General features: G+C 67.9%; 22 protein-coding genes. 12 read left to right on the plus strand and 10 right to left on the minus strand.

The window, feature by feature from the left end; translation table 11 throughout:
• Positions 1 to 12: 12 nt before the first annotated feature.
• From N5C88_RS24070 to ggt, 4 genes are all read right to left on the minus strand, one after another.
• Positions 13 to 891 carry an ABC transporter permease gene (locus N5C88_RS24070; RefSeq protein ID WP_054456608.1) on the minus strand — a complete coding sequence of 293 codons (879 nt, stop codon included), beginning with the start codon at positions 889 to 891 and terminating at the stop codon, positions 13 to 15.
• Complete coding sequence (locus N5C88_RS24075; RefSeq protein WP_059374332.1) at positions 888 to 1,832, minus strand: ABC transporter permease; 945 nt, start codon at positions 1,830 to 1,832, stop codon at positions 888 to 890. The genes N5C88_RS24070 and N5C88_RS24075 overlap by 4 nt, the downstream gene beginning before the upstream one ends.
• A gap of 129 nt (positions 1,833 to 1,961) precedes the next feature.
• A complete protein-coding gene (locus N5C88_RS24080) occupies positions 1,962 to 3,473 on the minus strand; it encodes an ABC transporter substrate-binding protein (protein ID WP_059374331.1) in 1,512 nt (503 codons plus the stop codon).
• Positions 3,474 to 3,508: 35 nt separating this feature from the next.
• Complete coding sequence (gene ggt, locus N5C88_RS24085; RefSeq protein WP_059374330.1) at positions 3,509 to 5,137, minus strand: gamma-glutamyltransferase; 1,629 nt, start codon at positions 5,135 to 5,137, stop codon at positions 3,509 to 3,511.
• A gap of 93 nt (positions 5,138 to 5,230) precedes the next feature.
• Between ggt and N5C88_RS24090 the strand changes: the two genes are divergently transcribed.
• Positions 5,231 to 6,133: a LysR family transcriptional regulator gene (locus tag N5C88_RS24090; protein WP_280016381.1), complete on the plus strand. Its 903-nt coding sequence runs from the start codon at positions 5,231 to 5,233 to the stop codon at positions 6,131 to 6,133.
• A 3-nt stretch (positions 6,134 to 6,136) separates the two neighbouring features.
• Here N5C88_RS24090 and N5C88_RS24095 read toward each other — a convergent pair whose 3' ends face one another.
• The 4 genes from N5C88_RS24095 to N5C88_RS24110 all read right to left on the minus strand — a co-directional run bounded on the left by N5C88_RS24095 (position 6,137) and on the right by N5C88_RS24110 (position 12,691).
• Positions 6,137 to 8,308: a phospholipase C, phosphocholine-specific gene (locus N5C88_RS24095; RefSeq protein ID WP_251880582.1), complete on the minus strand. Its 2,172-nt coding sequence runs from the start codon at positions 8,306 to 8,308 to the stop codon at positions 6,137 to 6,139.
• Positions 8,309 to 8,343: 35 nt separating this feature from the next.
• Entirely contained in the window at positions 8,344 to 8,526 is a 183-nt protein-coding gene (locus N5C88_RS24100; protein WP_059374323.1) for a hypothetical protein, read from the minus strand.
• Between the two features lie 18 nt (positions 8,527 to 8,544).
• Entirely contained in the window at positions 8,545 to 10,551 is a 2,007-nt protein-coding gene (locus tag N5C88_RS24105; protein WP_280016382.1) for an alkaline phosphatase family protein, read from the minus strand.
• A gap of 196 nt (positions 10,552 to 10,747) precedes the next feature.
• On the minus strand, positions 10,748 to 12,691 hold the full coding sequence (locus N5C88_RS24110; RefSeq protein WP_280016383.1) for an alkaline phosphatase PhoX: 1,944 nt from the start codon (positions 12,689 to 12,691) through the stop codon (positions 10,748 to 10,750).
• A gap of 197 nt (positions 12,692 to 12,888) precedes the next feature.
• On the opposite strand from N5C88_RS24110, the gene N5C88_RS24115 reads away from it, so the two are divergent.
• The 10 genes from N5C88_RS24115 to N5C88_RS24160 all read left to right on the plus strand — a co-directional run bounded on the left by N5C88_RS24115 (position 12,889) and on the right by N5C88_RS24160 (position 18,974).
• The gene (locus N5C88_RS24115; protein ID WP_187774050.1) at positions 12,889 to 13,323 is read left to right on the plus strand and encodes a general secretion pathway protein GspC; all 435 of its coding nucleotides are present in this window, start codon (positions 12,889 to 12,891) and stop codon (positions 13,321 to 13,323) included.
• A 110-nt stretch (positions 13,324 to 13,433) separates the two neighbouring features.
• Entirely contained in the window at positions 13,434 to 13,862 is a 429-nt protein-coding gene (gspG, locus tag N5C88_RS24120) for a type II secretion system major pseudopilin GspG (protein WP_059374320.1), read from the plus strand.
• Positions 13,834 to 14,322, plus strand: coding sequence for a type II secretion system minor pseudopilin GspH (gene gspH, locus N5C88_RS24125; protein ID WP_280016384.1), 489 nt, complete (start codon positions 13,834 to 13,836; stop codon positions 14,320 to 14,322). Before gspG ends, gspH begins: the two co-directional genes overlap by 29 nt.
• Entirely contained in the window at positions 14,309 to 14,710 is a 402-nt protein-coding gene (gspI, locus tag N5C88_RS24130) for a type II secretion system minor pseudopilin GspI (RefSeq protein ID WP_059374318.1), read from the plus strand. The genes gspH and gspI overlap by 14 nt, the downstream gene beginning before the upstream one ends.
• A gap of 2 nt (positions 14,711 to 14,712) precedes the next feature.
• Positions 14,713 to 15,318 (plus strand): prepilin-type N-terminal cleavage/methylation domain-containing protein, encoded by a 606-nt coding sequence (locus N5C88_RS24135; protein WP_280016385.1) that lies wholly within the window; start codon positions 14,713 to 14,715, stop codon positions 15,316 to 15,318.
• A complete protein-coding gene (gene gspK, locus N5C88_RS24140) occupies positions 15,315 to 16,259 on the plus strand; it encodes a type II secretion system minor pseudopilin GspK (protein ID WP_280016386.1) in 945 nt (314 codons plus the stop codon). The genes N5C88_RS24135 and gspK overlap by 4 nt, the downstream gene beginning before the upstream one ends.
• On the plus strand, positions 16,256 to 17,248 hold the full coding sequence (gene gspL, locus N5C88_RS24145) for a type II secretion system protein GspL (RefSeq protein WP_280016387.1): 993 nt from the start codon (positions 16,256 to 16,258) through the stop codon (positions 17,246 to 17,248). Before gspK ends, gspL begins: the two co-directional genes overlap by 4 nt.
• A complete protein-coding gene (gene gspM, locus N5C88_RS24150; RefSeq protein ID WP_251880599.1) occupies positions 17,245 to 17,832 on the plus strand; it encodes a type II secretion system protein GspM in 588 nt (195 codons plus the stop codon). Before gspL ends, gspM begins: the two co-directional genes overlap by 4 nt.
• 1 nt (position 17,833) lies before the next feature.
• Positions 17,834 to 18,586 (plus strand): type II secretion system protein N, encoded by a 753-nt coding sequence (gene gspN, locus N5C88_RS24155; RefSeq protein WP_280016404.1) that lies wholly within the window; start codon positions 17,834 to 17,836, stop codon positions 18,584 to 18,586.
• Between the two features lie 70 nt (positions 18,587 to 18,656).
• On the plus strand, positions 18,657 to 18,974 hold the full coding sequence (locus tag N5C88_RS24160; protein ID WP_280016388.1) for a type II toxin-antitoxin system Phd/YefM family antitoxin: 318 nt from the start codon (positions 18,657 to 18,659) through the stop codon (positions 18,972 to 18,974).
• Positions 18,975 to 18,977: 3 nt separating this feature from the next.
• Here N5C88_RS24160 and gspE read toward each other — a convergent pair whose 3' ends face one another.
• Together gspE and gspD are read right to left on the minus strand one after the other, a co-directional pair.
• Positions 18,978 to 20,405, minus strand: a complete 1,428-nt coding sequence (gspE, locus tag N5C88_RS24165; protein ID WP_251880606.1) for a type II secretion system ATPase GspE — start codon at positions 20,403 to 20,405, stop codon at positions 18,978 to 18,980.
• The gene (gspD, locus tag N5C88_RS24170) at positions 20,402 to 22,774 is read right to left on the minus strand and encodes a type II secretion system secretin GspD (RefSeq protein ID WP_280016389.1); all 2,373 of its coding nucleotides are present in this window, start codon (positions 22,772 to 22,774) and stop codon (positions 20,402 to 20,404) included. The genes gspE and gspD overlap by 4 nt, the downstream gene beginning before the upstream one ends.
• Positions 22,775 to 22,950: 176 nt before the next feature.
• Here gspD and gspF point away from each other — a divergent pair, with 176 nt between their 5' ends.
• Positions 22,951 to 24,156, plus strand: a complete 1,206-nt coding sequence (gene gspF / locus N5C88_RS24175) for a type II secretion system inner membrane protein GspF (protein WP_059374497.1) — start codon at positions 22,951 to 22,953, stop codon at positions 24,154 to 24,156.
• Positions 24,157 to 24,170 lie beyond the last annotated feature (14 nt).

Raw genomic sequence — 24,170 nt, forward strand, 5'->3', positions numbered from 1 at the left:
TTGCCATGGTGATTACTTTTCCTGACGCGGATCGAGCGCGTCGCGCAGGCCGTCGCCCAGCAGATTGAAGCCCAGCACCACCAGGAAAATGGCCGATCCGGGGAAGATGGACATCCAGGGCGCCTGGGTCATGAAGTTCTTGGCGGTGTTCAGCATCGAACCCCAGGACGGATTCGGCGGTTGCAGCCCCAGGCCCAGGAACGACAGGCTGGCCTCGGCGATGATGGCCGTGGCGATGGTGATGGTGGCCTGCACGATCAAGGGCGGCATCACGTTGGGGAACACGTGCCGGCCGATGATGCGCAGGTCGGACGCGCCCAGCGCGCGCGCGCTCTGCACGTAGTCCTCGTTCTTGACCGCCAGCACCTGTCCGCGCGTGAGGCGGATGAACTTGGGCGCGGCCGAGACGCCGATGGCGATCATGGCGTTGGTCAGGCTGGGCCCAAGGAACGCGGCCAGCGCGATGGCCAGGATCAGGAAGGGAATGGCCAGCAGCGCTTCGGTGGCGCGGGAGATGATGCTGTCGGTCCAGCCGCCAAAGTAGCCGGCGGCCAGGCCGAAGGGCACGCCCACCGCCAGCGCGATCAGGACCGACACCAGGCCCGCCATCAGCGAGGCGCGGGCGCCATAGACCATGCGGCTGAAGATGTCGCGGCCCAGCTCGTCCGTGCCCAGCCAGTAGGACGCCGAGGGCGCCTTGCGGATGGTGGTGAAGCTGGTCTGGAAGGGATCGTGGCTGGCGATCAGCGGCGCCAGGATGGCGATCACGACAAAGAACAGCACGATCCCCAGGCCCAGCATGGCGATGTGGTTGCGCTTGAATTTGCCCCAGGCGCGGTTGCGGCTGCGGGGCGGCGTGACGGCTGCGGCCGTTGCAGGAATTGCGCTCATGAGTGCCTCAGGCGGGGATTGACCAGGATGTACAGGATGTCGGCCAGCAGGTTCATGATGATGAAACCCACCGCCACGCAGAGCACCACGCCCTGCACCACCGCGTAGTCGCGCGTAAAGACCGCGTCGACCACCAGCTTGCCGAAGCCCGGAATCGTGAAGACCTGCTCGGTCAGCACGGCGCCGGCCAGCAGTTCGCCGAACAGCAGCGTCACCAGCGTGACGATCGGCATGAGCGCATTGCGCAGGGCGTGGCGCAGCACCACGCTGCGCGGCGACACGCCCTTGGCGCGCGCGGTACGCACATAGTCGGCCGACAGGGCTTCCAGCATGGCCGAACGGGTATGGCGCATGAGGTAGGCCGCGATGGCCGTGGACAGCACCAGGGACGGCATCAGCATGGTCTTGATCGACAGCCAGAAGTCCTCGGACGGCGACACGTAGCCCGAGGCCGGCAGCAGTTTCCACTGCACCGACACCACCATGATGAGGATGATGCCGAGCCAAAAGTTGGGGATGGACATGCCCGACAGCGCGGCGATGTTGGCGCCCATTTCGATGGGCTTGCCCTTGCGCACCGCGGCGACGATCCCCATGGGAATGCCGATCAGCAGCGCGAAGAACATGGCCATGGCGGCCAGTTGCAGCGTGACCGGCAGCTTCTGGCCGATCAGCGTGGTGACGGGAACGTCGGTGCGCAGCGATTTGCCCAGGTCGCCTTGCAGGACCTGTCCGGCCCAGGCGGCGTACTGCACGGGCAGCGGATCGTTGAGGCGGTACTTGTCGCGCAAGTAGTCCAGGACGGCCGGATCGCGTTCTTCGCCGGCCAGTGTCAGCACCGGGTCGCCGGGCAGGATTTTCTGCAGCATGAAGACGATCATCGACACCAGTATCAGTGTCGGTATCGCGACGAGCACGCGGCGCAAGATGAGTTTAAGCATATGAGAAACCGTAAGACAGGAACGGCGGACGGGGCGCGGAAGATAAACCGCGGCGCCCTGCCGCCGCAAACGACAACCGGACGCGCGAGGCGCGTCCGGCTGGCGCGGCGCTTGACTGCCGCGCCGCGATCACTTCTGCGCGAACGTCACGCCTTTCAGGCGGATCATGCCGTCAGGATAAGGCGTAAAGCCCTTGACCTTCTTGGCCATGGCGAAGGGCCAGGGCTGATAGTAGTTATACACCCCGGGCAATTCGTCCTGGATGATGGTCTGCGCCTGGTCGTAGATGGCCTTGCGCTTGGCTTCGTCGGGCACGGTGCGGGCCTCGTTCAGCAGCTTGTCCACTTCCGGGTTGCAGTAGTGGCCGTCGTTCAGCGCGCCCTTGCAGGTGACGAAGGCGTGGATGTTGCCGTCCGGATCGACCCGGCCCGACCAGCCCAGCATCACGACCTGGAAGTTGCCGCCGGCCGATTCCTTCTGCAGGGCCGCGTACTCGGTCGGGCGCAGCGACAGGTCGAAGCCCGCCTCGGACGCCATGGCCTGCACGATCTCGGCGATCGAGGACGTGGTGGTGTTGTTGCCGAACATGACCTCGGCCTTCACGCGGTCGAAGCCCGCCTGCTTGAGCAGCGCCTTGGCCTTGGCGACGTCGCGCTTGGTCGGCGGGAACTTGTCGCTGTGGTAGGGGCTGGCGGGCGGGAACGGCTGCTGCGCCGGATCGAAGATGCCGCCGCCGGCCACTTCGCTGATGGCGTTGCGGTCGATGGCGTACTGGAACGCCTGGCGCACCAGCTTGTTCTTGAACGGATTGTCCTCGGCGCGCTTGCCGTTGGCGACGTTGAACATGAACTGCTGGAAGCCCAGGCCGGCCACCGGCGCGAAAGTCAGGCTGGCGTCGCTCTTGACCTGCGGCACGTCGGAGGGATTCAGGCGTTCCAGCATGTCCAGGTCGCCCGCGCGCAGGTTGGACAGGCGCACGGTGGTGTCCGGGATCGGCAGGAAGGTCACGCGCTTGAAGGCGAAATCCTTGGCGTCGTAGTACTGGTCGAATTTTTCCAGCACGATGCGGTCGTTCTGGATGCGTTCGACGAACTTGTAGGGACCGGAGCACACCGGCTTGCGGCCCACGGCGGCGACGTCGTCGGTGAAGGTCTTGGGCGACAACATCATGCCGGCGCGGTCGGACAGTTGCGCCAGCAGGGTGGCGTCGGGCTTTTTCAGCGTCAGCACCAGCGTCGCGGCATCAGGCGCGTCGACCTTTTCGACCGAGGCCAGTTCGCCCTTGCGCAGGCTGTCCGGCAAGGACATGGCCCGTTCCAGGTTGGCCTTGGCCGCGGCGGCGTCGAACTTGGAGCCGTCATGGAACAGCGCGTCTTCGCGCAGCTTGAAGGTCAGCACCTTGTTGTCGGGACTGAACGACCACGAGGTGGCCAGCTGCGGCACGAAGTGCAGCTTGGGATCGATGTCGATCAGCTTGTCGCACAGCGAGGTGAAGACGATGCGGCCCACGTACGTGCGCGCCCGGTGCGGGTCCAGCACGTCCGGATCTTCCTGCAGGCCGATCCGGATGTTCTGGGCGGAAGCCGCGCCCGCGGCCAGCGCCAGCAGGCTGGCGCCGAAGGTCAAGGTCAAGCGTTTCATTATTTAAATTCCCCTTGTGGCTGCGCTATTGCGTATTAGAAGCCGACCGCCTGACCATCGCGCCGGCTGTCGCTGGCGGCGACGTAGCCAAGCTCGTTGTCGTTTTCGGACATGCGCCAGATGAACTGGCCCGCGCCGAAATCCATGTACGGATCGTCGACCGACTTCAAAGCATGCCCGAGGTCTTTCAGGCCCGCAATGGTGGAAGCCTTCATATTGGTCTCGATGTCCAGCGTGAAATCGCGGTTGACCTTCCAGCGCGGCGCGCAGCAGGCGGCCTGCGGATTCTGGTGATAGTCCAGCATGCGCACCACGGTCTGCATGTGGCCTTGCGGCTGCATGTCGCCGCCCATCACGCCAAAGCTCATGACCGGCTTGCCGCCGCGGGTCAGGAAGCCCGGGATGATGGTGTGGAAGGGACGCTTGCCGCCTTCGACCACGTTGGCCGACTTCGGGTCCATCGAGAAGCCCACGCCGCGATTCTGCATGCTGATGCCGGTGCCCGGCACCACCACGCCCGAGCCGAAGCCCATGTAGTTGGACTGGATGAACGAGATCATCATGCCGTTTTCATCGGCGGCGGTCAGGTAGATGGTGCCGCCGGCGTGCGGACGGCCCGCCTCGAAATGGGTGGCGCGGTCCAGGCGGATCAGCTTGGCGCGGCTGTCCAGGTAGGCGTCCGACAGCATCTGCTCCGGCGTCACCTGCATGGAACGCGGATCCGCCACGTACTTGTACAGGTCGGCGAAAGCCAGCTTCATGGCTTCGATCTGGATGTGCTGCGACTGCACCGAGTCCACCGGGATGTCGGCCATGTCGAAGCGTTCGACGATGCCCAGCGCGATCAGCGCGGCAATGCCCTGCCCGTTCGGCGGGATCTCGTGCAGCTCGTAGCCGCGATAGGACTTGGAAATAGGCTTGACCCATTCCGGGCGGTAGTTGCGCAGGTCTTCCAGGGTCATGGCGCCGCCGCATTCCTGGCTGAAAGCGGCGATGCGCTCGGCCAGTTCGCCTTCATAGAAGTCGCGGCCCTTGGAGGCGGCGATGCGGCGCAACGTATTGGCAGCGTCCGGGAAGCGGAAGTGTTCGCCGACCTTGGGCGCGCGGCCTTCGGGCAGGAAGGCCTGGGCGTAGCCCGGCTGCGATTTCAGTTCCTCGGCCGCGGCGGCCCACTTGTGCGCCACCACCGGCGGCACGGCGTAGCCGCGCTCGGCGATTTCGATGGCGGGTTCGAACAGTTGCTCGAACGGCAGCTTGCCCAGCTTTTCATGCAGCGCGGCCCAGCCGGCCACCACGCCCGGCACCGTCACGGCGTCCCAGCCGCGCTTGGGCTGGATCGCCAGGCCGTTGGCGCCCACGCCGTGCTTGCGCTTGAAGTATTCGGTGCTCCAGGCCGCCGGTGCCACGCCCGAGGAGTTCAGGCCGTGCAATTCCTTGCCGTCCCAGACGATGGCGAAACAGTCGCCGCCCAGGCCGCAGGACACGGGTTCGACCAGGACGATGGTGGCGGCCGCGGCGATGGCGGCGTCCACGGCATTGCCGCCCTTGAGCAGCATGCGCAACCCTGCCTGCGCCGCCAGCGGATGCGACGTGGACACCACATTGCGGGCGAACAGCGGAATGCGGACGGAAGGATACGGGTTGCCCCAGTCGAAGGATTTCATGTGGCTAGTCTCATAACGGGTAAGCGGCCGAAGTTACTCCCGTGGTTTAATTAAATCAATTTGAAATTTTGTTCCGTCATAAAAGAGATTTTTGTGAGTACCATCCGCTTTCTGCGCACTTTCCTGGCGGTCGCACACCACGGTTCCTTTTCGGAAGCGGCCGAGCAAGTGGCGCTGACGCAGGCCGCCGTCAGCTTCCAGATGCGCTCCCTGGAAGCGGAACTGGGCCGCGAACTCTTCGACCGCAGCGGCCGGCTCGCCATCCTGAACGCCGCCGGCCGGGAATTACTCCCTGAAATCAAGCACTTGCTGGACCTTTACGACCGCATGCGGCTGCCGCGCACCGTACCGGGCGAGCTGGCCGGGTCGGTCGCCGTGGGCAGCATCGTGTCCTGCATGGGCACCCTGTCCAAGGTCGTATCGGGCATGAAGAAGCAGCACCCCAAGCTGGACGTGCGCATCCTGTCGGGCAAGGCCAGCGAGCTGGCGGGCAAGGTCGAGGACGGCGAGCTGGACGCGGCCTTCCTGGTGGAGGCCGGGCGCAAGATGGCCAGCACGCGCTGGACCGCGCTATATGAAGAGCAACTGGTGGTAATCGCGCCGCGCTCGGCGCCGGGCGAAGACGCGCGCCAGGTGCTGGCGCAGAACCCCTTCCTGCGCTTTGACCGCACCCAGCGCACCGGCCTGCAGATAGACCGGCTGCTGCGCCGCCTGGCGGTGCCGCTGAATGAATTCCTGGAACTCAACGCGATCGAGACCCTGGTCGAACTGGTGCGCCAGGAAGTCGGCGTGACGCTGCTGCCGCTGATCAACGGCTCCAACTGGCAGCACAGTCCGGAACTGCGGATTCTCACCCTGCCGCAGGACCTGGGGCCGGTGGCGCGCGCCATCGGCATGCTGGAGCGGCGCGAGCATGCGCGCCAGGGCATCACGGCGGCGATCTGCGAGGCGTGCGCCCAGGCGTTCCAGGCGCGCGAACCGCAGACCGCCGCCTGAGGCTTACAGCCCCATCGCCGGATCCGTCACCGACGAACGGCCGGTTTCCACGCGGCCGGCGTAGCGGCGCAGATAGGCCGGATCCTCGGCCAGGCGCACGGTGAAGTCGTACCAGCCCTGGCTGCCTTCCAGCGCCCAGTGCTGTTCGACCTGGCCGCCCGCGGGCACGGTGAACTTCCAGCGCTCGTGGTTGGCGTAATAGGCATTGGGCGCGACTTCGAAGGTGCAGGGATTCTGGCCGCCGTTGATGAAGCTGACGTAGACATCGCCCTTGGCGATTTCATAGCAGACCCGGATTTCCGCCGCCAGCGCCGACGTGCGGGCCAAGGCCAGGTCGCCCGCGAAATGGCGGTGGTAGCCGTTGGGGCCCAGCACCCAGAGGTCGTACTTGCCGCCGTCGGCCGCCGCGTCCCAGCTGCCTTCGAGCTGCTTGTCCGGCTCCACCGTGTAGCGGCGCGGCAGGCGGTCCAGGTGCAGGCGGTCATAGACATGGAACACCGCCGCCTGCTTGCCCGTATTGGAGAACACCAGGCGCATGGCGCCCGTGTCGGGCTGGGCGCGGCCGCTGGTGTGCAGTTCGTAGGGCAAGGCGCGGGAATAGCGCACGCCCTGCTCCTGCACCGGCTTGGCCTGGGTGCTGGGGTCGGGCAGCGGCACGGCCTGCAGCGCTTCCTGCGCGCTGCGCTCACTGTCGGAACCCGCGCGGGTCAGCAGATTCAGGTCGGGCAGCTTTTCGTTATTGGGCGTGGCGAAGTTGAAGGCCGAGGTCAGGTCGCCCAGCACCGCGCGGCGCCAGGGGCTGATGTTGTCCTCGGCCACGCCGAAGCGGGCTTCCAGGAAGCGCAGCACCGAGGTGTGGTCGAAGGCCTGGGAATTGACCCAGCCGCCACGGCTCCAGGGCGACACCACGTACATGGGGACGCGCGGGCCGGGGCCATAGACGCGGTCGTCGGCGGCATCCTGGGCCGAGGCATGGGTGTGGCGCTCCAGGTCGGTGTTGACGGTGGAGGCGCCGGCCATCGAGCCGTCCGGATTCAGCGAGGGCGCGGCGGGCGGCGGCACGTGGTCGAAATAGCCGTCGTTCTCGTCGAAGTTGATGAGCAGCACGGTCTTGCTCCAGACCTCGGGATTGGCCGTCAGCGCGTCCAGCGCTTCCTGGATGTACCAGGCGCCCTGGATCGGGCTGGACGGACCGGGGTGCTCGGAATACGTGGCGGGCGCCACGATCCACGACACCTGCGGCAGCGTGCCGTTGAGGGCGTCCTCGCGCAGCGCCTTCAGGAAGCCGCCGTCGGGCATGGTGTTGGCCGTGCCCTTGTAGAGCGGGTTGGCGGCGTCCATGGACGGGGTCCAGGCCGGGTACGGCGCGCCGTTGGCGCTGTTGCCGGCCAGCTCGTTGGCGCGGCGGTACTGCTTGAAGCCGGCCAGCGAGTTGTCGCCGAAGTTCTCCGGCAGGTTTTGGTAAACCTTCCAGGTGACGCCCGCTTCCTGCAGGCGTTCGGGATAGGTCTTCCAGGTCCAGCCGGTGGACGAGGCGCCCAGGCTGTCCCACTGGTTGCGGGTCGAAGGACCGTTGCCCAGGGACAGCGGGTCGTTGGTGCCGGTCCAGAGGAACAGGCGGTTGGTGTTGGTGCCGCCGTGGGTCGAGCAATGGTAGGCATCGCACAGCGTGAAGGCTTCGGCCAGCGCGAACTGGAACTCCACCTCCTTCTTCTTGTAGTAGCCCATGGACTGGTTCTGCTTGTAGCGCGGCCAGTGGTCCATGCGGCCGCCGTCCCAGGCCATCTGCGCGTCCATGTAGTCGTGCGGCGTGCCGGCCACGCGCTGGGCGTTGCCCTGCGTGCTGTCCAGGTGATACGGCATGACAACGCGCGTGCCGTTGCTCTGCTCCCAGACGGAGCGCTTTTCAGGCAGCGGGATGGTGATGCGGTCGCCGAAGCCGCGCACGCCCTTGAACGTGCCGAAGTACATGTCGAAGGAGCGGTTTTCCTGCATCAGGATGACCACGTGCTCGACGTCGTTGATGGTGCCGGTGCGGTTGTTGGCGGGGATGGCCAGCGCGCGGCGGATCGCCGGCGGAAACATCGACAGCGCGGTCAAGCCTGCGGTCGAGGCGGCCGCGTTGCGCAAGAAACGGCGCTTGCCGGCGTGGACCTGGTCTTTATCGAACGTCACGGATTCTATTCCTATGGATCGGGTGGACGCGCGGCTCAAGGCGCGCAACGCAATTCGGGTTTGACGGGCTCGGGCTTCGGCGTCTCGGGTTGGCCGGTGCCGGGGTCTTTGCCGCCGTCGCTGTCGCCGTCATCGCCGCCGCAGGCAGCCAGCGTGGCGCTCAGCATCAGCACCGCGCCCAGGCGCAGGAAACCGCGCAAGATCATGGACATGCTCATTTTTTTATCCTCGATACATCAGGGAAACAGTTCGGAAACGGACTTGCCGGAGAGGGCGAGCGACTTCACTTCAGCTTCGGTGAGCGCGCGCGACCAGTACGCCAGGTCGTCGAAGTACATCGTGTAGGGACCCTTGGTGCCGGCGCAGCAGACGCCATAGGTGCCGCGTCCGTCTTCATTCAGGCCCAGGTGCGGACCGTAGACGCCGGCGATCTTGGTCAGGTCGACCGAGCCCGTGCCGATGGTGCGCTGGGAGAAGCCCAGTTCGCTGTCGTAGACGGACGCCGTCAGGGTCTTGGCCGTCTTGTTCACGGTCATCGCGACGTAGACCGGCTTGTTGGGGGTGAACTTGACGTTGTTGATGTCGACCCGCGAGCCGCCGCCAGCCAGGTTGAAATACAGCACCGGACCGGCCCACTGCGCGATGGTGATGCCGGGGTTGCCGCCGGAGTTGTAGTCCTTGTTGCCCAGGATGGAACGGTCATTGGCGGTGCCATCGGACTGATACCAGAAGCCGATGGTGAAGGCCTGGGCCGCGTCCAGCATGCCGGCCGGATAGTCCAGCTTGAAGCCGCCCAGGGCCGCCGCGCTGCGGTCGTTCTTGAACATCTTGCCGAACACGCCTGTATCCGCGTAGGCCGGCGCCTGCGTGCCGTCGAACGGCGTGATGGCTCCGCCGCCGGCGGCGAGGTCGGTCATGTTGCCTTCGAACGGGAACAGCATCGTCAGGCCGGTGCGCAGCGAAGCCAGCAGCGGCAGCGGCTTGGTGTAGGCCACGGTGGTGCGCGCCGCGCTGACCGCGTTGCCGACCGCCACGCTGTAGTTCAAGGTGTGCACGCCCTCGGTCTCGAACTTGAAACCCTTGTCGACGTACTCGGCGGCCGTGCCGGGCACGCGCGCGATCTCCACGCCGTCGCGGCTGACCACGATGTCGCCGGCGGGTTCGCCCACGCGCACCCAGCTCAGCGTCACGCTCTTGTTGTCGGTGGAGGTGCGGGCCGCGGTGTGGCGCAACGCCAGCTTGCCGGCAAGCGACGTGCCCGCCATGTCGTACTTGGCGGCGGCCGGCAGCGCCTTCAGATGGTCCAGCACCGTCGGCGTCACATCGGCCGCGCTGGGCAGCGCGTACCAGTTGTTGTCCCACAGGCCGTCAAACGATGCATCGTCGGCGCTGCCGCCCAGCAGCGCAGGCTGGTTGGCGGCCAACAGGATGGTCTTGTTCGAGGACATGGGACGGCCGTCGCTGGCGCCAGTCTTGCCCAGGCCGTGGCTGGAAGCCACGATCACCAGCCACTTCTCGCCCGGATGCTCCGCCTTGCGGTCGGCGATCTGCTTGGCCAGCGCGCCGATGGCGGCGTCTGCCTGGCGGATCGCGCTGTCATAGGCCGAGCCGAAGCCGTTCTCCGAGGCCACGCGTTCCGGCGCGCCGAACTGCGCCACCACCACGTCATAGCCTTCGGTAATGCGGTCGCGCGCCTGGGCGGCGACGCAATCGTCCGCGCCTGCACAGTCGGTCAGCGACTGCAGATAGCCCGCGTCGCGTTGACCGGCGATCAACCCGGCCAGCACCGTCGAATTGAAGGCGGCGGCGCTGCGCGCTTCGGGACGCGCCTGCTTGACGCGCTGGAACAGGGTCGGCGATTGCAGCGTTTCGCCCTGCACGCTGTAGCGCACGCCATGCTGGTCGGCCCATTGCCCGGTCAGCAACGTCGCCCAGCCCGGCGCCAGCAGCGTCGGCTGCTGCGTGGGCGCGTCCGTCACGCCGCCGGTCCAGGCGCGCGTGGCATTGAACTGCGCGATGTTGGGCAGGAACTTGTCGGCCACGCCGCGGCGCATCGCGTCGTAGGTCAGGCCGTCGACGCCGATGAACAGCACCTTGTCGGCGGGCGTGGGGTCCGGCTGGGTCACCGGCGGCTGGGTCGGCGGCGCTTCGGTGTCGTCGTCATCGTCGCTGCCTCCGCAGCCCGCCAGGGCGCTGGTCGCCAGCAGGGCCGCGCACCATCTTCTCCAATTCAATGCTTGCATGCTTCTCTTCTCTAGTCATGAACAGGGTTTTATGCAGGGCTACATGATGGCCAGCCAAGGTGAAAGCCCCGTGAAGCAAAGAAGAGAAACCTTGATCGACGGATCAGGATTCTTTTGCGCGCGATCCGCAAAAAAAACGGCTTCCCGAAGGAAGCCGCGGCAAAGCCGGAGGCAGGCTGGCGCCTGTGCCGCAAGCCTAGGCGCCGATCTTGACGCCGGTCAGATAACCCACCGACGCGCCAAAGCCGTCCTTGTAGTTGGCCTTGACCAGGGGTTCCAGCGTGGGGCGCACCACCGAGTGCACGCTGCCCCAATCGGCCGCGTGCTGGAAGTTGCTGGTGATATAGGTCCAGCCGTTGATCTCGTCCACGGCCTGCAGGCCGGTGGATTCCGCGGCCACCGGGCAGGACAGCAGGCGTGACAACTGCTTGGTGTCGACGTTGTAGGCCCACAGGAAGTTGTTGACGTGGCCGCCGCTGTCCTCGCCCACGAAGAGCGTGCGCAGCTTCTCCGAGAACTTGAGGTTGTCGGGGTTGGAGATCTTGTCGGCGGCGTGGGTATTGCCCAGCGCATCGCGCGCGGCCAGCACTTCGCCCACCAGTTCCGGCACCGCGGCCATGTCCACCGGCACCCAGGCGCTGTCGATAGCCTTCCCGTCGGTGTCGACCTGGCCTTCCTTCATGTGCAGCTGGTAGACCGCGCCCGCCGCCGGGCCTTCGACCTTGAAGCCGGGCGACAAGCCGTCGGTCATCGAGCTGTCCACGCGCGACATCGCGCTGTAGGCGATCTTGTCCTTGGCGTTGACGGTGGTGCCTTCCATCTTGGAGAAGGCCAGCGTGCCGCCCACCATGGCGGCGTAGCGGTGGGTTTCCAGAAAGGCCGCGGCCACGTTGCGCCCGGGCTGCAGCTTGACCCAGTTGTCCTTGCCGGAATAGCGGATCTTGGTGAAGGCGGCATCCAGCGGGTCGGCGGTGCGCACGTCCATGATGTCGGCGGCGCTCAGCTGGTCGGCCAGCGCCTGCACTTCCGCGCTGGTCGCGTGGCCCAGCTTGATCCAGGTCAGCGTGCCGGCGCCGGGACCGGTGCCCGAGGTCTGGTTCCATTTGGCGACATACAGCGTGCCGGCCGACAGATCGGCCTTGCGGTCGGCCACGAACATGAACAGGCCGCCGTTGGTGGCGTCGTCGCCCATCAGCGCGGTGCGCTGGTCCGGCATGACCTGCACCAGCTCGTGCGAAATGCGGCCCATGCAATAGTGCTTCTTGATAGTGCCGGTGCCGTCCGGGTTGACGGTGACCTCGGGCATGTGGCCGTAGTGGTAGGGATTGGCCTTGGCCGGATCGCCGTAGAGATTCTGGCTGTAGGCCTGGAACGAGGACGACGCCTTGGCCGTGGTGGCGTCGGGCTCGTACTCTTCGCTGGACAGATGGGTGTTCCAGGGCGAAAGGCTCGCGCCACAGGTGATCCACAGGCCATGCACCGACGACGTGTCCACGGTGTGGTACTTCACCAGGCTGAGCTTGCCGGTGTTGGGGTCCTGCGACAGCGTCAGCACCGCGATCTGCGACGGCAGCAGGCCGTACATGTCCTTGCCGGCCTGGTCCATGGACTGGTACTCGAACTGCACCACCGCGTACAGCGCGTTGCCGGCCACGCCCGCCACCTTGGTCGGTTCCGACAAGGACAGCAGCGACATGCCGTCCGGACAGTTCGAGAAGAACTGCCGCGCCTTCGCGGGCACCGAATTGTCGACGATGGGCGCGCCGGCCAGGTTGTAGTAGCCGCCGGCGACCACGGTGCCGCCCTTGCCGTCCGGCACGGCGTCGCCCGTCATGAAGAAAGGCTCGTAGCCCAGCTCGACGCTGCGTTTGGAGCCGTCGCTGAACGTCAGCTCCAGCGCCGAGGCGACGGTGGTACGCGCCATCAGTTCAGGCTGGGACAGCGAGGGCGCGGCCATGGACCTGAAGGAGGCGGACTTGAAGGTGACCGGCGCGACGGGCGGCGTGCTGTCGTCATCGTCATCGCTGGAATTACAGCCGGCCAGCAGCGCGGCCAGGCTGACGCCGCCCAACGGCAGCATCGGCGCGCCTCCCAGCATTTTGAGGAGTCGGCGGCGATTGGCTTGGTTCAGGTCTTGCATGCGGGTTCCCTGTTGGAAAGGAGGTCTGCCCGGATGCGGCATCCGGACTTCAGCGCATGCTAGACATGGGGCATGTACGAACGATGACAGAAGGCCCCGCGCAACAGGAGCGATGGCAGATACCGCGGGTCATCGCAAGCCTGTCATGTAGCGACGCTATAGTCGGCCCGTCGCAACCCGCCCTGCCCGCCTGTTCCATGCCCTTCTCCCTGCGCCCGAACCTGCCCGCCGCGTTCCGCGTTCTTGCCGTGCTGGCCCTGGCCGCGGGCCTGGGCGTATGGGCGTCGATCCTGCTTGCGCCCAAGGCCGGCGCCTTGCCTGCGGCGGTATCGGCGGGAGCGCCGCGCGCCGCCGACAACACGCCCGTGGCGCTGTGGTTCGGCAAGGACGAAGCCATGCGCACGCAGATCACCGTGCTGGGCGTGATCGCCGCGGGCGCCGACGGCGCCGCCGTGCTCAGCGTCGACGGCGGCCCGCCGCTGGCCTGGCGCGCGGGCGGCGAAGTGGCCCCCGGCATCGTGCTGCGCGCAGTCGCCGCGGACGCGGTGACGGTGGAACAGGCCGGACGCTCAAGCCGCCTGCCAGCGCCGGCCGCCCTGCCCGCGCCCGCCGGCATATCGCGCGAAAAGTAGGCCGCGCCGCGCGCGGGCCGGGTCCTTGCGCATTTGGCGGCGGCGTGAGTATTGCTGTCATATTTCATGTCCACAATCCTCCGCTCCTACTGAAAGACCGGAGTCATCAAGTGCGTCAGTTACCGCGCGGGCTTGCCCGCCAGCAAGGTTTCACCCTCATCGAGATCATGGTGGTGATTGTGATCATGGGGATACTTGCGGCGTTGATCGTCCCCCGCGTGCTGGACCGTCCCGACCAGGCCCGCCAGGTCGCCGCGCGCCAGGACATCGCCGGCATCATGCAGGCGCTGAAGCTGTACCGCCTGGACAATGGCCGCTACCCCAGCACCGCGCAGGGCTTGCGCGCGCTGGTGCAGAAACCCGAGGGCGCGAACAACTGGCGCGGCTACCTGGACAAGCTGCCCAACGATCCCTGGGGCCATCCCTATCAATACCTGAGCCCTGGCGTCAAAGGCGATATCGACGTGTTCTCGTTCGGCGCCGACAACAAGCCCGGCGGAGAAAGCGGCGATGCCGACATCGGCTCCTGGGAACTCTGAGCGCGGCTTCACGCTGGTCGAAGTCCTGGTGGTCCTGGTGATCGTGGCGATCGCGGCCAGCATGGTGAGCCTGTCCGTCGGCCGCGGCGACAACCGTCTGCGCGGCGACGCCCAGCGCCTGGCCGACGCCTTCACCGTGGCCCAGAGCGAGGCCCGCAGCGACGGCCGTCCCATCCGTTGGCTCGCCAATGGACAGGGCTGGTCGTTCGAACGCCAGGGGCGGCTGCCGGGCCCGAACGCCGAGGAAGACAGGCCGCTGCCGCCGGACCGGCTGGAACGCGACGAGGTGCTGCGCCCGCAATCCTGGTCGACGGCGTCGGTGGCGCTGCGGCTCGATCCGGACCGGCCGCTGGTGTTCAACACGGAATGGGTCGCCGCGCCCGTCACGCTGACGCTGAGCGCGGGCGATGCCCGCGTCACCTTGCGGCGCGACGCCGCGGGCCGCTATGAAATTCAATGAACCGCCCCGCCCGCCCGATCGGCAACGCGGGTTCACGCTGATCGAAGTGCTGGTGGCCCTGGCCATCATCGCCGTCGCCATGGGCGCCGCCCTGCGCGCGACCGGCGTCATGGCGGAGAACAACCGCGCCCTGCAGGACAAGACGCTGGCGCTGCTGGCCGCGCAGAACGCGCTGGCCCAGTTGCGGCTGGAACAGGCGCTGCCGCGCGCGGGCACGCGCAGCGCGCCCTGTCCGCAGGGCGGCCGGGCTTTGCAGTGCGAAATGGAGTTTACGAATTCGATGAACCGCAGCTTCCGCCAGGTGTCGATCAAGGTGCGCGACGCCGGCGCCTCGCAGGCGGACGCCGTGCTGCTGCAGCTGGACGGCCTCTTGTCCAGCCTGCGATAGCCATGCGCCACCCTCCCCGATCCCAAGCGGGCTTCACACTGATCGAAGTGCTGGTGGCCCTGGCCCTGATGGCGCTGGTCAGTCTGATGGCCTGGCGCGGCCTGGCCAGCGTATCCGGCGCGCGCGAGCGGATCGAGGCGCAGGCCGAGGACATCGATGCCATCGTCCGCACGCTGGGCCAGATGGCGCGCGATGTGGAACTGTCCTACACCGGTCCCAGCTTCGAGCCGGCGGGCCTGGATGTGCAGGCTTACACCAGCGGCCTGCGCCTGCTGCGCCGCGCAGGCGGCGGTCCCGTGTTCGAGATCCTGCGCCCCGACCCGGACGGCAACGGCCTGTGGCAGCGCGTGCAATGGCAGGTGCGCAAGGACGGCCTGTGGCGCGCCAGCGGGCCGTCGGCGGCGCGCAGTCCGCTGCCCGCGACGGACAACGGCATCCTCCTGCTGCCCGGCACGCGGGCCTTGACGCTGCGCGCCTGGGTGCCGGGGACCGGTTGGGTGAATGGCGAAGACAGTCAGGCCGCGGCCCCGAGCGGCCTGGAGATCGCGCTGGAACGCGGCGCGCCGGGATCCCCCGAGCGCTACACCCGCGTGCTGGAGCTGCCATGAGCCGTCCGCGCAACGCAGAACGCGGCGCGGCGGTCATCAGCGCGCTCATCATCGTCGCCATCGTCGCCGCCCTGACCACCGGACTGTTCCAGCGCCAGACCGCCAGCACGCGGCGCGTGGAAAACGAGATGGCGCGGGTGCAGGCGCGCGCCATGCTGGCCGGCGGCATAGACTGGGCCCGCCTGATCGTGCGCGACCACAGCAAGCGCGAACCGATCACCCGCGGCGACCAGATATGGGCCACCCCGGTGCTGGACACGCGCATCGAACGGCCCGGCGACGAACGCGTTGCGGTGTTCTCCGGCCGCGTGCAGGACGAGCAAGGCAAGTACAACCTCTATAACCTGGCGAACAATGGCGTGCCGCAGCCCGAGCAGGAACTGGTGCTGCGCCGGCTGCTGAACACGCTGCAGCTGCCCGACACCCTGGCCGCGCGCATGGTGGACATCATGTCGGCCGCGCAGCCCGGGATGCCGCCGGCGGATGCGGCTTCGGCGCCGCAGGGACGGCCCGCGCCCGACGCCCGCGCCCCTTTGCCGCGCGGCGTGGACGAAGTGGCGGCCCTGCTGGCGCTGGAGCCGTCGGCGCGCAACGAGCTGCGCCGCACGATGACAGTGCTGCCCGTCGCCACCAGCGTCAACGTCAACACCGCGCCCGCGGAGGTGCTTGCAGCGCTGGTGCCCGGCCTGTCACTCAGCCAGGCCCGTTCCATGGCGGGCGAACGCGACCGCGGCAACTGGTTCAACAATTCCGGCGATTTCGCCAACCGCCTGGCCGGCGCGGGCGTGAAGACGCCTGCGCCGGCCGTCGCCACCACCAGCGGCTGGTTCCTGGCCAGCGGCACCGTGGCCTATGAGCGGGCGCGCATCTCCATGCAGGCGCTGCTGCGCAGCTCGCCGCCCGCCGCCCCCGACACCTTATGGACCAGAGAAATTCCTTGAAGAACATCCTGCGCATCGCGCTGCCCCCGCTGGACGAGTTCGGCTCCGGCTCTCTCCTGCCCTATGCCTGGTTCGACCGGCGCGGACGCTGCGCCCGCCAGGGCGAGCTCACACTTGAAGCCCTGGGACACGCCTACCCCCACGCCGCCTGCGAAGCCGTGCTGCATCCTGCCGACGTGATCGCCGCCAGCGTACAGATCCCCGCGGTGGCGCGCGCCCGCTTTGCGGCCGCGGTGCACAGCGCGCTGGAGCCGCTGGTGCTCAGCGACCTGGACGCGCTGGCCATCGGCCACGGCCCGCGCTCGGCCGACGGCACGGTGCCGCTGGCCTGGGCCGCGCGCGAACCCGTGCGCCGCGGCTGGAGCCTGCTGAATGCGCAGGGCTTGCGCACGCGGGCGCTCATCGCGCCGCAAGCGCTGAGCGCCGAGACCACGGAACCATTGCGCGACCCCGCCGATCCCCGCTGGCTGGCGCCCTCGCCTTCGTGGTCGCTGGCCATGCCTCAGCTGGCGCCGGCCCGCGTTTCAGCCTGGCGCCCCGCCTGGCGCTGGGCCGCGGCCGCGGCAGTCGTCTGGATAGGCGGGCTGAATCTGTACGCCTCGCAGCTGCAAGCCGAAGCCGACGCGTTGCGCAATGGCATGCACGCGCAGGTCCTGGCCGCGTTCCCCGACCTGCCGGTGGTCCTGGACCCGCCGCGCCAGGCGCAGCAAGGCCTGGACGCGCTGCAAGCGAACCGCGGCGCGGCCAATGCCGCCGACTTCCTGCCCCTGGCGCGCGCCGCGTCCCAGGCCCTGCCCTTCGCCGCCGACAAGGTGGCCCGCCTGGGCTACGCCGAACAGGCGCTGACGCTGCAGCTGGCGGACGCCGGCGAGCAGTCGCAACGCGTCGCGGAAACCCCCGCGCTGATCCAGCAAGCCGCCGCCCTGGGCCTGAAGCTCGAACGCGGCGATAACGACAACACCTGGCGCATCGTGCGCGCACAACCATGAAACTCCCGCAAGCCCTGCATGCGGCCAGGCAGTCGCTGGCCAAGACCCTCACGCCCGCGCTGACGCGCGCCGGGCAACGCTATCGGGCGCTGGCGCCGCGCGAGCGCCGGCTGGTGACCGCGGCCGGCCTGCTGCTGGGCGGCGCGCTGGTCTTCGTCACCCTGATCGAACCGCCCTTGAACACGCTGCGCAAGCTGCAGGCGGAATTACCCGCGCTGCGCGGCCAGGCCGCCACGGTCGCCGACCTGACCGCGCAAGCCACGGCATTGCGGCACAAGTCGGCCGCGCCCGCCGGCGCCATGCCCAGCGCCGCGGAGCTGGGCGCCTCGCTGGAACGCGCCGGACTCGCCGCGGAGCTATGGACGCTGGGCGAGCCCGAGCAGGGATCGGGCATGCTGCTGACGCTGAAGCAGGCGCCCTCTTCGGCCTTGCTGCGCTGGCTGGACGGTGCGGCGCGCGACTGGGGCCTGGCCGTCAAGGAGGTGCAGCTCACCCGTGCCGCCAATGTCAACGGGCGGCCGCTGCCCGGCCTGGTCAATGGCAAGGTGAGCCTGATCGCGCCGCAAGCGTCGGAGCGTGGCTGAGATGTCTGGCTTCCGGCTTTCCAAACGTTCCGCCGCGCTGCTCCTGGCCGGCACCGTCTGTGCCGCCGCAGCCGCCATCACCGTACTGCCCGCGCGCTGGCTGCTGGCCGTGCTGCCGGACAAGGCGCCGGTCACGCTGGCCGACGCCAGCGGCACCTTGTGGCGCGGCAGCGCCTGGATCGCGCTGGGACCTCCCGGCGCGCGCCGCATGTTGCCGCAACCGGTGCAGTGGCAATGGCGCTGGGACGCGCTCGCGCTGGATATCTCCCACCCCTGGCTGCAAGGTCCCTTGCGCGCGACGCCCGCCTGGAACGGCGTGTCGGTGCCGGCCCAGTCGCTGCGCGCGCCCGCCTCCATCCTGTCCGCGCTGGGCGCGCCGTGGAACACCATCGCCCCGCAGGGCACGCTGGAAATCCGCTGGCAGCCGCTGCGGCTGGGCGCGGCCCTGCCCGCAGGCCCGGTGGCCGAACTGCGCTGGCGCAACGCCAGCACCGCGCTGACGCCGGTGGCGCCCGTGGGCTCGTATCTGCTGCGGGTGCAAGGCGGCAAGTCAGGCGCCACGCTGGCCCTGAGCACGGAAAGCGGCCTGCTCGAGGTCACCGGCCAGGGCAGCGCAGGCGGGCGCGGCGGCCTGAAGTTCCGGGGCCAGGCGACCTACGCCGACGCCGCGCGTGAAGCGGACCGGGCGGCGCTGGATGGACTGTTGTCGGCGCTGGGGCGGCGTTCGGGGGATGTTACGACCTTCGGGACATGAACCAGAGAAGGCAAGCTCGGCACTAGACTATGCGTTGTTAGGTACAAGTAATTAGCCCACGGAGCCTGTCATGAGCATCTCGTCCGCCAATGTGATTCCGTTGTCCCAAGCTCGAGCCAATTTGTCCCAGTTCGCTGATCAGGTCAAGTCCGGAGGTGAGAAGATCATCACCAAGAAAGGTGAAAGCTACGTCGCGCTGATCGACGCCGAGCGGCTGGACCACTACCAGCGACTGGAACAGGAACGCATCCACCTGCTGTTGATCGGCGACGCTAGCCGGAGCTTGTCCGATGTTGCGGCCGGCAAGCTCAAGGACGCGCTAAGCGCGGTGTCGGCCCTCAAGCACCGCCAGCTTTCCTTCGACTTTCCAGACCGCTGGCGGGTATAGACACTAGGCATCCCGCGTCACCCGCAGGATTTCCTCGGGCGAAGTCTGCCCGCTGTCGACCCAGCGCTGTCCGTCCTCGCGCATGGTGCGCATGCCTGACGCGGCCGCCGCGCGCCGCAGTTCGCGTTCGTCGCGTCCTTCGTGGATCAGCCGGCGCGCCTCGTCGTCCACCGTGAAGAGTTCGTGGATGCCGGAACGCCCGCTGTAGCCGGTATGGTTGCAGGCGTCGCAGCCCACGGGACGGAACACGCGAGCGCCGTCCTGCATGGCGGGCTGCTTGCACGCCGGGCACAGCTTGCGCACCAGGCGTTGGGCCAGTACGCCCAATAGCGACGACGCCAGCAGGAAGGGTTCGACCCCCATGTCCGTGAGCCGGGTCACGGCGGACACCGAGTCGTTGGTGTGCAGCGTGGCCAGCACCAGGTGGCCGGTGAGCGAGGCCTGCACCGCGATCTGCGCGGTCTCCAGGTCGCGGATTTCGCCGATCATGATGACGTCGGGGTCCTGCCGCAGGATCGCGCGCAGGGCCAGCGCGAAGCTCATGTCGATCTTGGCGTTGACCTGCGTCTGGCTGATGCCGGCCAGGTCGTACTCGATCGGGTCCTCGACCGTGAGGATGTTGCTCGTAGAGGCGTCCAGGCGGCTGAGCGCCGCGTACAGCGTGGTGGTCTTGCCGCTGCCGGTGGGTCCGGTCACCAGCACGATACCGTGCGGCTGGCGGATCAATCGGTCCAGCTGGCCCAGCACGCCCGCATCCATGCCCAGCTTTTCCAGCTGCAGGCGCCCCGCTTCCTTGTCCAGCAAGCGCAGCACCGCACGTTCGCCATGCCCGGTGGGCAAGGTGGACACGCGCACGTCGATGGGCCGTCCGCCCACGCGCAGCGCAATACGGCCATCCTGTGGCAAGCGCTTTTCGGCAATATCCAGGTGCGCCATGATCTTGATGCGCGAGATCAGCGCGGCATGCAGCGCCTTGCGCGGCGACACCACGTCGCGCAAGGTGCCGTCGACCCGGTAGCGCACCACCGAGTGGGTCTCGAAGGGTTCGATGTGGATGTCGCTGGCGCCGTCGCGCGCCGCCTGCGCGAACAGCGCATTGATCATGCGGATCACGGGCGCGTCGTCCTGGGCCTCCAGCAGGTCAGCCACCTCGGGCATGTCCTGCATCAGGCGGTCCAGGTCGATCTCGTTCTCGGCCACGCCCATGACCGAAGCCGCGTCTTCCGAGTGGCTGTAGGCCGCGGTCAGCAGGGTTTCCAGCGCCTGGTCGTCGACCTGCGCCAGTTCGATGTCGCCGTGGCAGCGGCGGATCTCGCGCACCGCCCATTCCGGCGTGCGCGGGCTGACGGTCAGGCGGGCCTGGCCGCCGCGCAGCGACAACATCGCGCGCTGCGCCCGGGCCCAGGCATAAGGCAAGGGATGCGCGCTCATAGCAGCGTATCGGGGTCCACGGCCACGCTGTGCATCAGCGTGCGCGACACGCGGATGGCGTCCGAAGCGTCGCGCGCAGACTCCGTGCCGGGATACTGGCGCACCGCGAAGGACTGGGCCGTGACCGGCGCCGGCCGGCGCAACGTTTCGGCCTGATGTTCCGGGCGCAGGTCATAGGCGTTGTTCGACACCGAAGGCGCGGAGCCCGGCGGCGGCAGCATCGGCGCCTGCATGTCGGGCAGCGCCCAGTGCTGGCCTGGCTGCACCGCCGCCTGCGCACGGCGCATGTAGTCGTAGCGGTCCATGGTGACCCCCGCCGTGCGATTGGCGTCGCGCACCACGTAGGGACGCAGGAACACCATCAGGTTGGTCTTGGTGCGCTTGCGCGAATCGTAGCGGAACAACGAGCCGATCACGGGCAAGGATCCCAGCAGCGGCACGCTGTTGGTGGAGAGCGTGACGTTGTCTTCCAACAGGCCGCCCAGCACGATGATCTGGCCGTCGTCGATCAGCACGCTGGTGTCGATGGCGCGCTTGTTGGTCACGATGCCAGTGGTGGAGTTGGAGCGGCTTTCGTCGATGCTGCTGACTTCCTGGTAGATGTCCAGCTTTACCGCGCCGCCCTCGGAAATCTGCGGTCGGATGTTCAGCTTCAGGCCCACGTCCTCGCGTTCGATGGTCTGGAACGGATTGGTGCTGCCGTTGCTGCCCGACGTCACGTACTGCCCGGTCACGAACGGCACGGTCTTGCCCACCAGGATGCTGGCCGATTGGTTGTCCAGGGTCAGCAGGTTGGGCGTGGACAGGATGTTGGCTTCGCCGGTGTTCTCCATGGCGCGCGCCAGCACGCCCAGGTTGATCACCTTGTTGCCCAGCACGTCGACCGTGCCCTTGACCACCCCCAGGCTCAGGCCGCTGCCGATGCCGTCGATGGTGGTCGGCCCCTTGCCGGTGATGCCGCTGCCGCCCAGGTTGGTGCCGCCGATGAAGCTGGTGCCGTCGCTGTTGATGTTGCCGGCGCCCGTCATCCACTGGATGCCGAACTCCGCCGCCTTGGCCTCGCTGACTTCCACGATCAGGCTTTCCACCAGCACCTGCGCGCGACGCTGGTCGAGCTGGTCGATGACTTCACGCAGGCTGCGGTACAGCGGCTCGGGCGCGGAGATGATGAGCGAGTTGGTGGCCGGGTCGGCCTGAATGGTGGCGCCGCCGGCCGAATACGACACGGCCTGCGTGCTGTTGTCTTCGCGCGAGATGCGTTCCTGTTCGCCCGACAATCCGCCTTTGTTCGAACCCGACATGCCGGCCATGCCCGCCGCCGCCTGGGCAGCCATGCCTGGCGCGGCGTTCTGCGTGCGCGCTCCGCCCTGCGCCGCCGCGCCGCCGCTGGCGCCACCCGTGGCGCCAGGCGCGGAATTCGCCTGCCCGGTCAATAGTCCGCCCAGCACCTCGGCGATGCGCGTGGCCTGCGCGTTGCGCATGTAGACCACGTGCAGATTGCCGGCGCGGTTCTGCTGCGCGTCCAGCTTCATGATGAGATCGCGCGCCAGCCGGGTGCGCGCCGGGCTGCCGGAACGCACCAGCACGCTGTTGCTGCGCGGATCGGCCACCACGGCGATGCGCTGCGTCGGATCGCTGCTTTGCGTATCCAGCAGCTGCGAGGCCAGGATGGCGAGGTCGGTGGCGACGGCCGAACGCACCGGCACCACGTCCGTGTCGATCGAGCTGGGCACGTCGATGCGCGCAATGACCTGCGCGATCCGTTCCAGGTTATCGGCGTAGTCCGTCACCACCAGCGTGTTGTTGCCGGGATAGGCGTTGATCGGGTTATTGGGCGGCACCATGGGGCGCAGCACCGGCACCAGGTTGGCGGCGTTCTCGTACTTCAGCGGGAACACGCGGGTCAGCATTTCGCCACTGCTGCCCTTGGCGAACGCGGACACGGGCACGGGACCACGGCCCGCGCCGCCGGCAGGCGCGCCGCCCACGGCTTGCGCGGGACGTGCGCTGCCCGCCACCACGCTGCCTTGCAGCTTGCCGTCGGCCTCGGGCACCACGCGCGTCACGCCATCCACCTCGACGATGGCAAAGCCCTGCATGCGCAGCGCGCCCGTCAGCATCGACAACGCCTGCGCGCTGTCCACGGGACGGTCCGACACCAGCGTCAGCTTGCCCTTGACGCGCGGATCCACCAGGAAGTTGCGCTGCGTGAACAGCGACAGCGCGCGCAGCACGGCGGGGATATCGGTGTCGACGAAATTCAGACTGACGCGATTGTCGGTCTGTTGAGCATGGACTGTGCTGGCCGCGGGTCCGAGCTGGCTTGCGGCGAGCAGTACCGCAAGGCTGAATTGCGCAATATGACGCATGACGGGATAGGTGCCTGAAACGTGAAATCGTGTGAAAAAACGTGAAAGCGCGTCGGAGTATACGGGGTGACAGTGCAACACTACGGTCATAATTCGCAGGCATCGTAGCGGCCTTGAAACCCTTTAAATTCGGGGCTTTGCGCGTTTTTTTCATGCGCGCTGGCCATGCTTTCCAGATGCCTTCCTTCCGTTACGAAGCCACCGACGCGTTGGGGAAGATCGTGCGCGGCACGATCGACGCCGACAGCGAACGCGGCGCCCGCAACCAGCTGCGCGGCCGCGGCCTGCTGCCGCTGTCCACGTCCCTCGCGGCGCGCGCCGAAGGCTTCGGCGCATCGCTGCGCACGCGCCTGTCGGATGCGGATCTGGCCTGGCTCACCCGCCAGCTCGCCAGCCTGCTGGCCGCGAGCCTGCCGCTGGACGCGGCCCTGAGCGCCACGCTGGAACAGGCCGAGAAAAAACACATTGCCGCTACGCTGGGCGGCGTGCGCGACGATGTGCGCGCGGGCCACAAGCTGTCGACCGCCCTGGCCGCGCGGCCGCGCGACTTCCCGGAGATCTACCGCGCGCTGATCGGCGCCGGCGAAGAATCGGGCGATCTCGCGCAAGTGATGGAGAAGCTGGCGGACTACATCGAGGAGCGCAACGCCTTGCGCAGCAAGGTGCTGACCGCGTTCATCTATCCGGCGGTGGTGGCCTGCGTGTCGGTGATCATCGTGATCTTCCTGCTGGGCTATGTGGTGCCGCAGGTGGTGTCGGCGTTCAGCCAGGCCAAGCAGGAGCTGCCGCTCCTGACGCGCATCATGCTGGCGCTGTCGGACTACGTGCGCGAATGGGGCGTCGCGACCGGCGCGGCGCTGGCGGCGGCCGTCGCGCTGTGGCGCTACGCGTTGCGCGCGCCCGCCGCGCGGCGCGCCTGGCATGCGCGCGTGCTGAAGCTGCCCTTGGCCGGGCGCTTCGTACTGGGCGTGAATGCCGCGCGCTTCGCGTCCACGCTGGCGATCCTCTCGGGCAGCGGCGTGGCGTTGCTGACGGCCCTGGAGGCGGCGCGCCGCACCCTGGGCAACGATGTGCTGCGCCAGGCCGTGGACGAAGCCTCGGCGCGCGTGCGCGAAGGCGCGTCGCTATCGGCATCCTTGGGCGCGCAAAAGGTGTTTCCGTCGCTGCTTGTGCATCTGATCGCCAGCGGCGAAAAGACCGGCCGCCTGCCTGAACTGCTGGACCGCGGCGCGCAGAACCTGTCGCGCGATCTGGAGCGGCGCGCCATGGCCATGACGGCGCTGCTGGAACCGGCGCTGATATTGCTGATGGGGGGATTCGTGCTGCTGATCGTGCTGGCGGTGATGAGCCCGATCCTGGAGATGAACCAGCTCATCCGCTAGGCCGGAAAATGCGT

This window comes from Achromobacter sp. GD03932, assembly GCF_029839485.1.
Lineage (GTDB): Bacteria > Pseudomonadota > Gammaproteobacteria > Burkholderiales > Burkholderiaceae_B > Achromobacter > Achromobacter bronchisepticus_A.

What these genes read in the sequence shown, in the direction of transcription:
- N5C88_RS24070 (WP_054456608.1), bottom strand. Translation starts at nt 891, where the DNA reads ATGAGCGCAATTCCTGCAACGGCCGCAGCCGTCACGCCGCCCCGCAGC.
- N5C88_RS24075 (WP_059374332.1), bottom strand. Translation starts at nt 1,832, where the DNA reads ATGCTTAAACTCATCTTGCGCCGCGTGCTCGTCGCGATACCGACACTG.
- N5C88_RS24080 (WP_059374331.1), bottom strand. Translation starts at nt 3,473, where the DNA reads ATGAAACGCTTGACCTTGACCTTCGGCGCCAGCCTGCTGGCGCTGGCC.
- ggt (WP_059374330.1), bottom strand. Translation starts at nt 5,137, where the DNA reads ATGAAATCCTTCGACTGGGGCAACCCGTATCCTTCCGTCCGCATTCCG.
- N5C88_RS24100 (WP_059374323.1), bottom strand. Translation starts at nt 8,526, where the DNA reads ATGAGCATGTCCATGATCTTGCGCGGTTTCCTGCGCCTGGGCGCGGTG.
- N5C88_RS24105 (WP_280016382.1), bottom strand. Translation starts at nt 10,551, where the DNA reads ATGCAAGCATTGAATTGGAGAAGATGGTGCGCGGCCCTGCTGGCGACC.
- N5C88_RS24110 (WP_280016383.1), bottom strand. Translation starts at nt 12,691, where the DNA reads ATGCAAGACCTGAACCAAGCCAATCGCCGCCGACTCCTCAAAATGCTG.
- N5C88_RS24115 (WP_187774050.1), top strand. Translation starts at nt 12,889, where the DNA reads ATGCCCTTCTCCCTGCGCCCGAACCTGCCCGCCGCGTTCCGCGTTCTT.
- gspH (WP_280016384.1), top strand. Translation starts at nt 13,834, where the DNA reads ATGCCGACATCGGCTCCTGGGAACTCTGAGCGCGGCTTCACGCTGGTC.
- gspI (WP_059374318.1), top strand. Translation starts at nt 14,309, where the DNA reads ATGAAATTCAATGAACCGCCCCGCCCGCCCGATCGGCAACGCGGGTTC.
- N5C88_RS24135 (WP_280016385.1), top strand. Translation starts at nt 14,713, where the DNA reads ATGCGCCACCCTCCCCGATCCCAAGCGGGCTTCACACTGATCGAAGTG.
- gspK (WP_280016386.1), top strand. Translation starts at nt 15,315, where the DNA reads ATGAGCCGTCCGCGCAACGCAGAACGCGGCGCGGCGGTCATCAGCGCG.
- gspM (WP_251880599.1), top strand. Translation starts at nt 17,245, where the DNA reads ATGAAACTCCCGCAAGCCCTGCATGCGGCCAGGCAGTCGCTGGCCAAG.
- gspN (WP_280016404.1), top strand. Translation starts at nt 17,834, where the DNA reads ATGTCTGGCTTCCGGCTTTCCAAACGTTCCGCCGCGCTGCTCCTGGCC.
- N5C88_RS24160 (WP_280016388.1), top strand. Translation starts at nt 18,657, where the DNA reads ATGAGCATCTCGTCCGCCAATGTGATTCCGTTGTCCCAAGCTCGAGCC.
- gspE (WP_251880606.1), bottom strand. Translation starts at nt 20,405, where the DNA reads ATGAGCGCGCATCCCTTGCCTTATGCCTGGGCCCGGGCGCAGCGCGCG.
- gspD (WP_280016389.1), bottom strand. Translation starts at nt 22,774, where the DNA reads ATGCGTCATATTGCGCAATTCAGCCTTGCGGTACTGCTCGCCGCAAGC.
- gspF (WP_059374497.1), top strand. Translation starts at nt 22,951, where the DNA reads ATGCCTTCCTTCCGTTACGAAGCCACCGACGCGTTGGGGAAGATCGTG.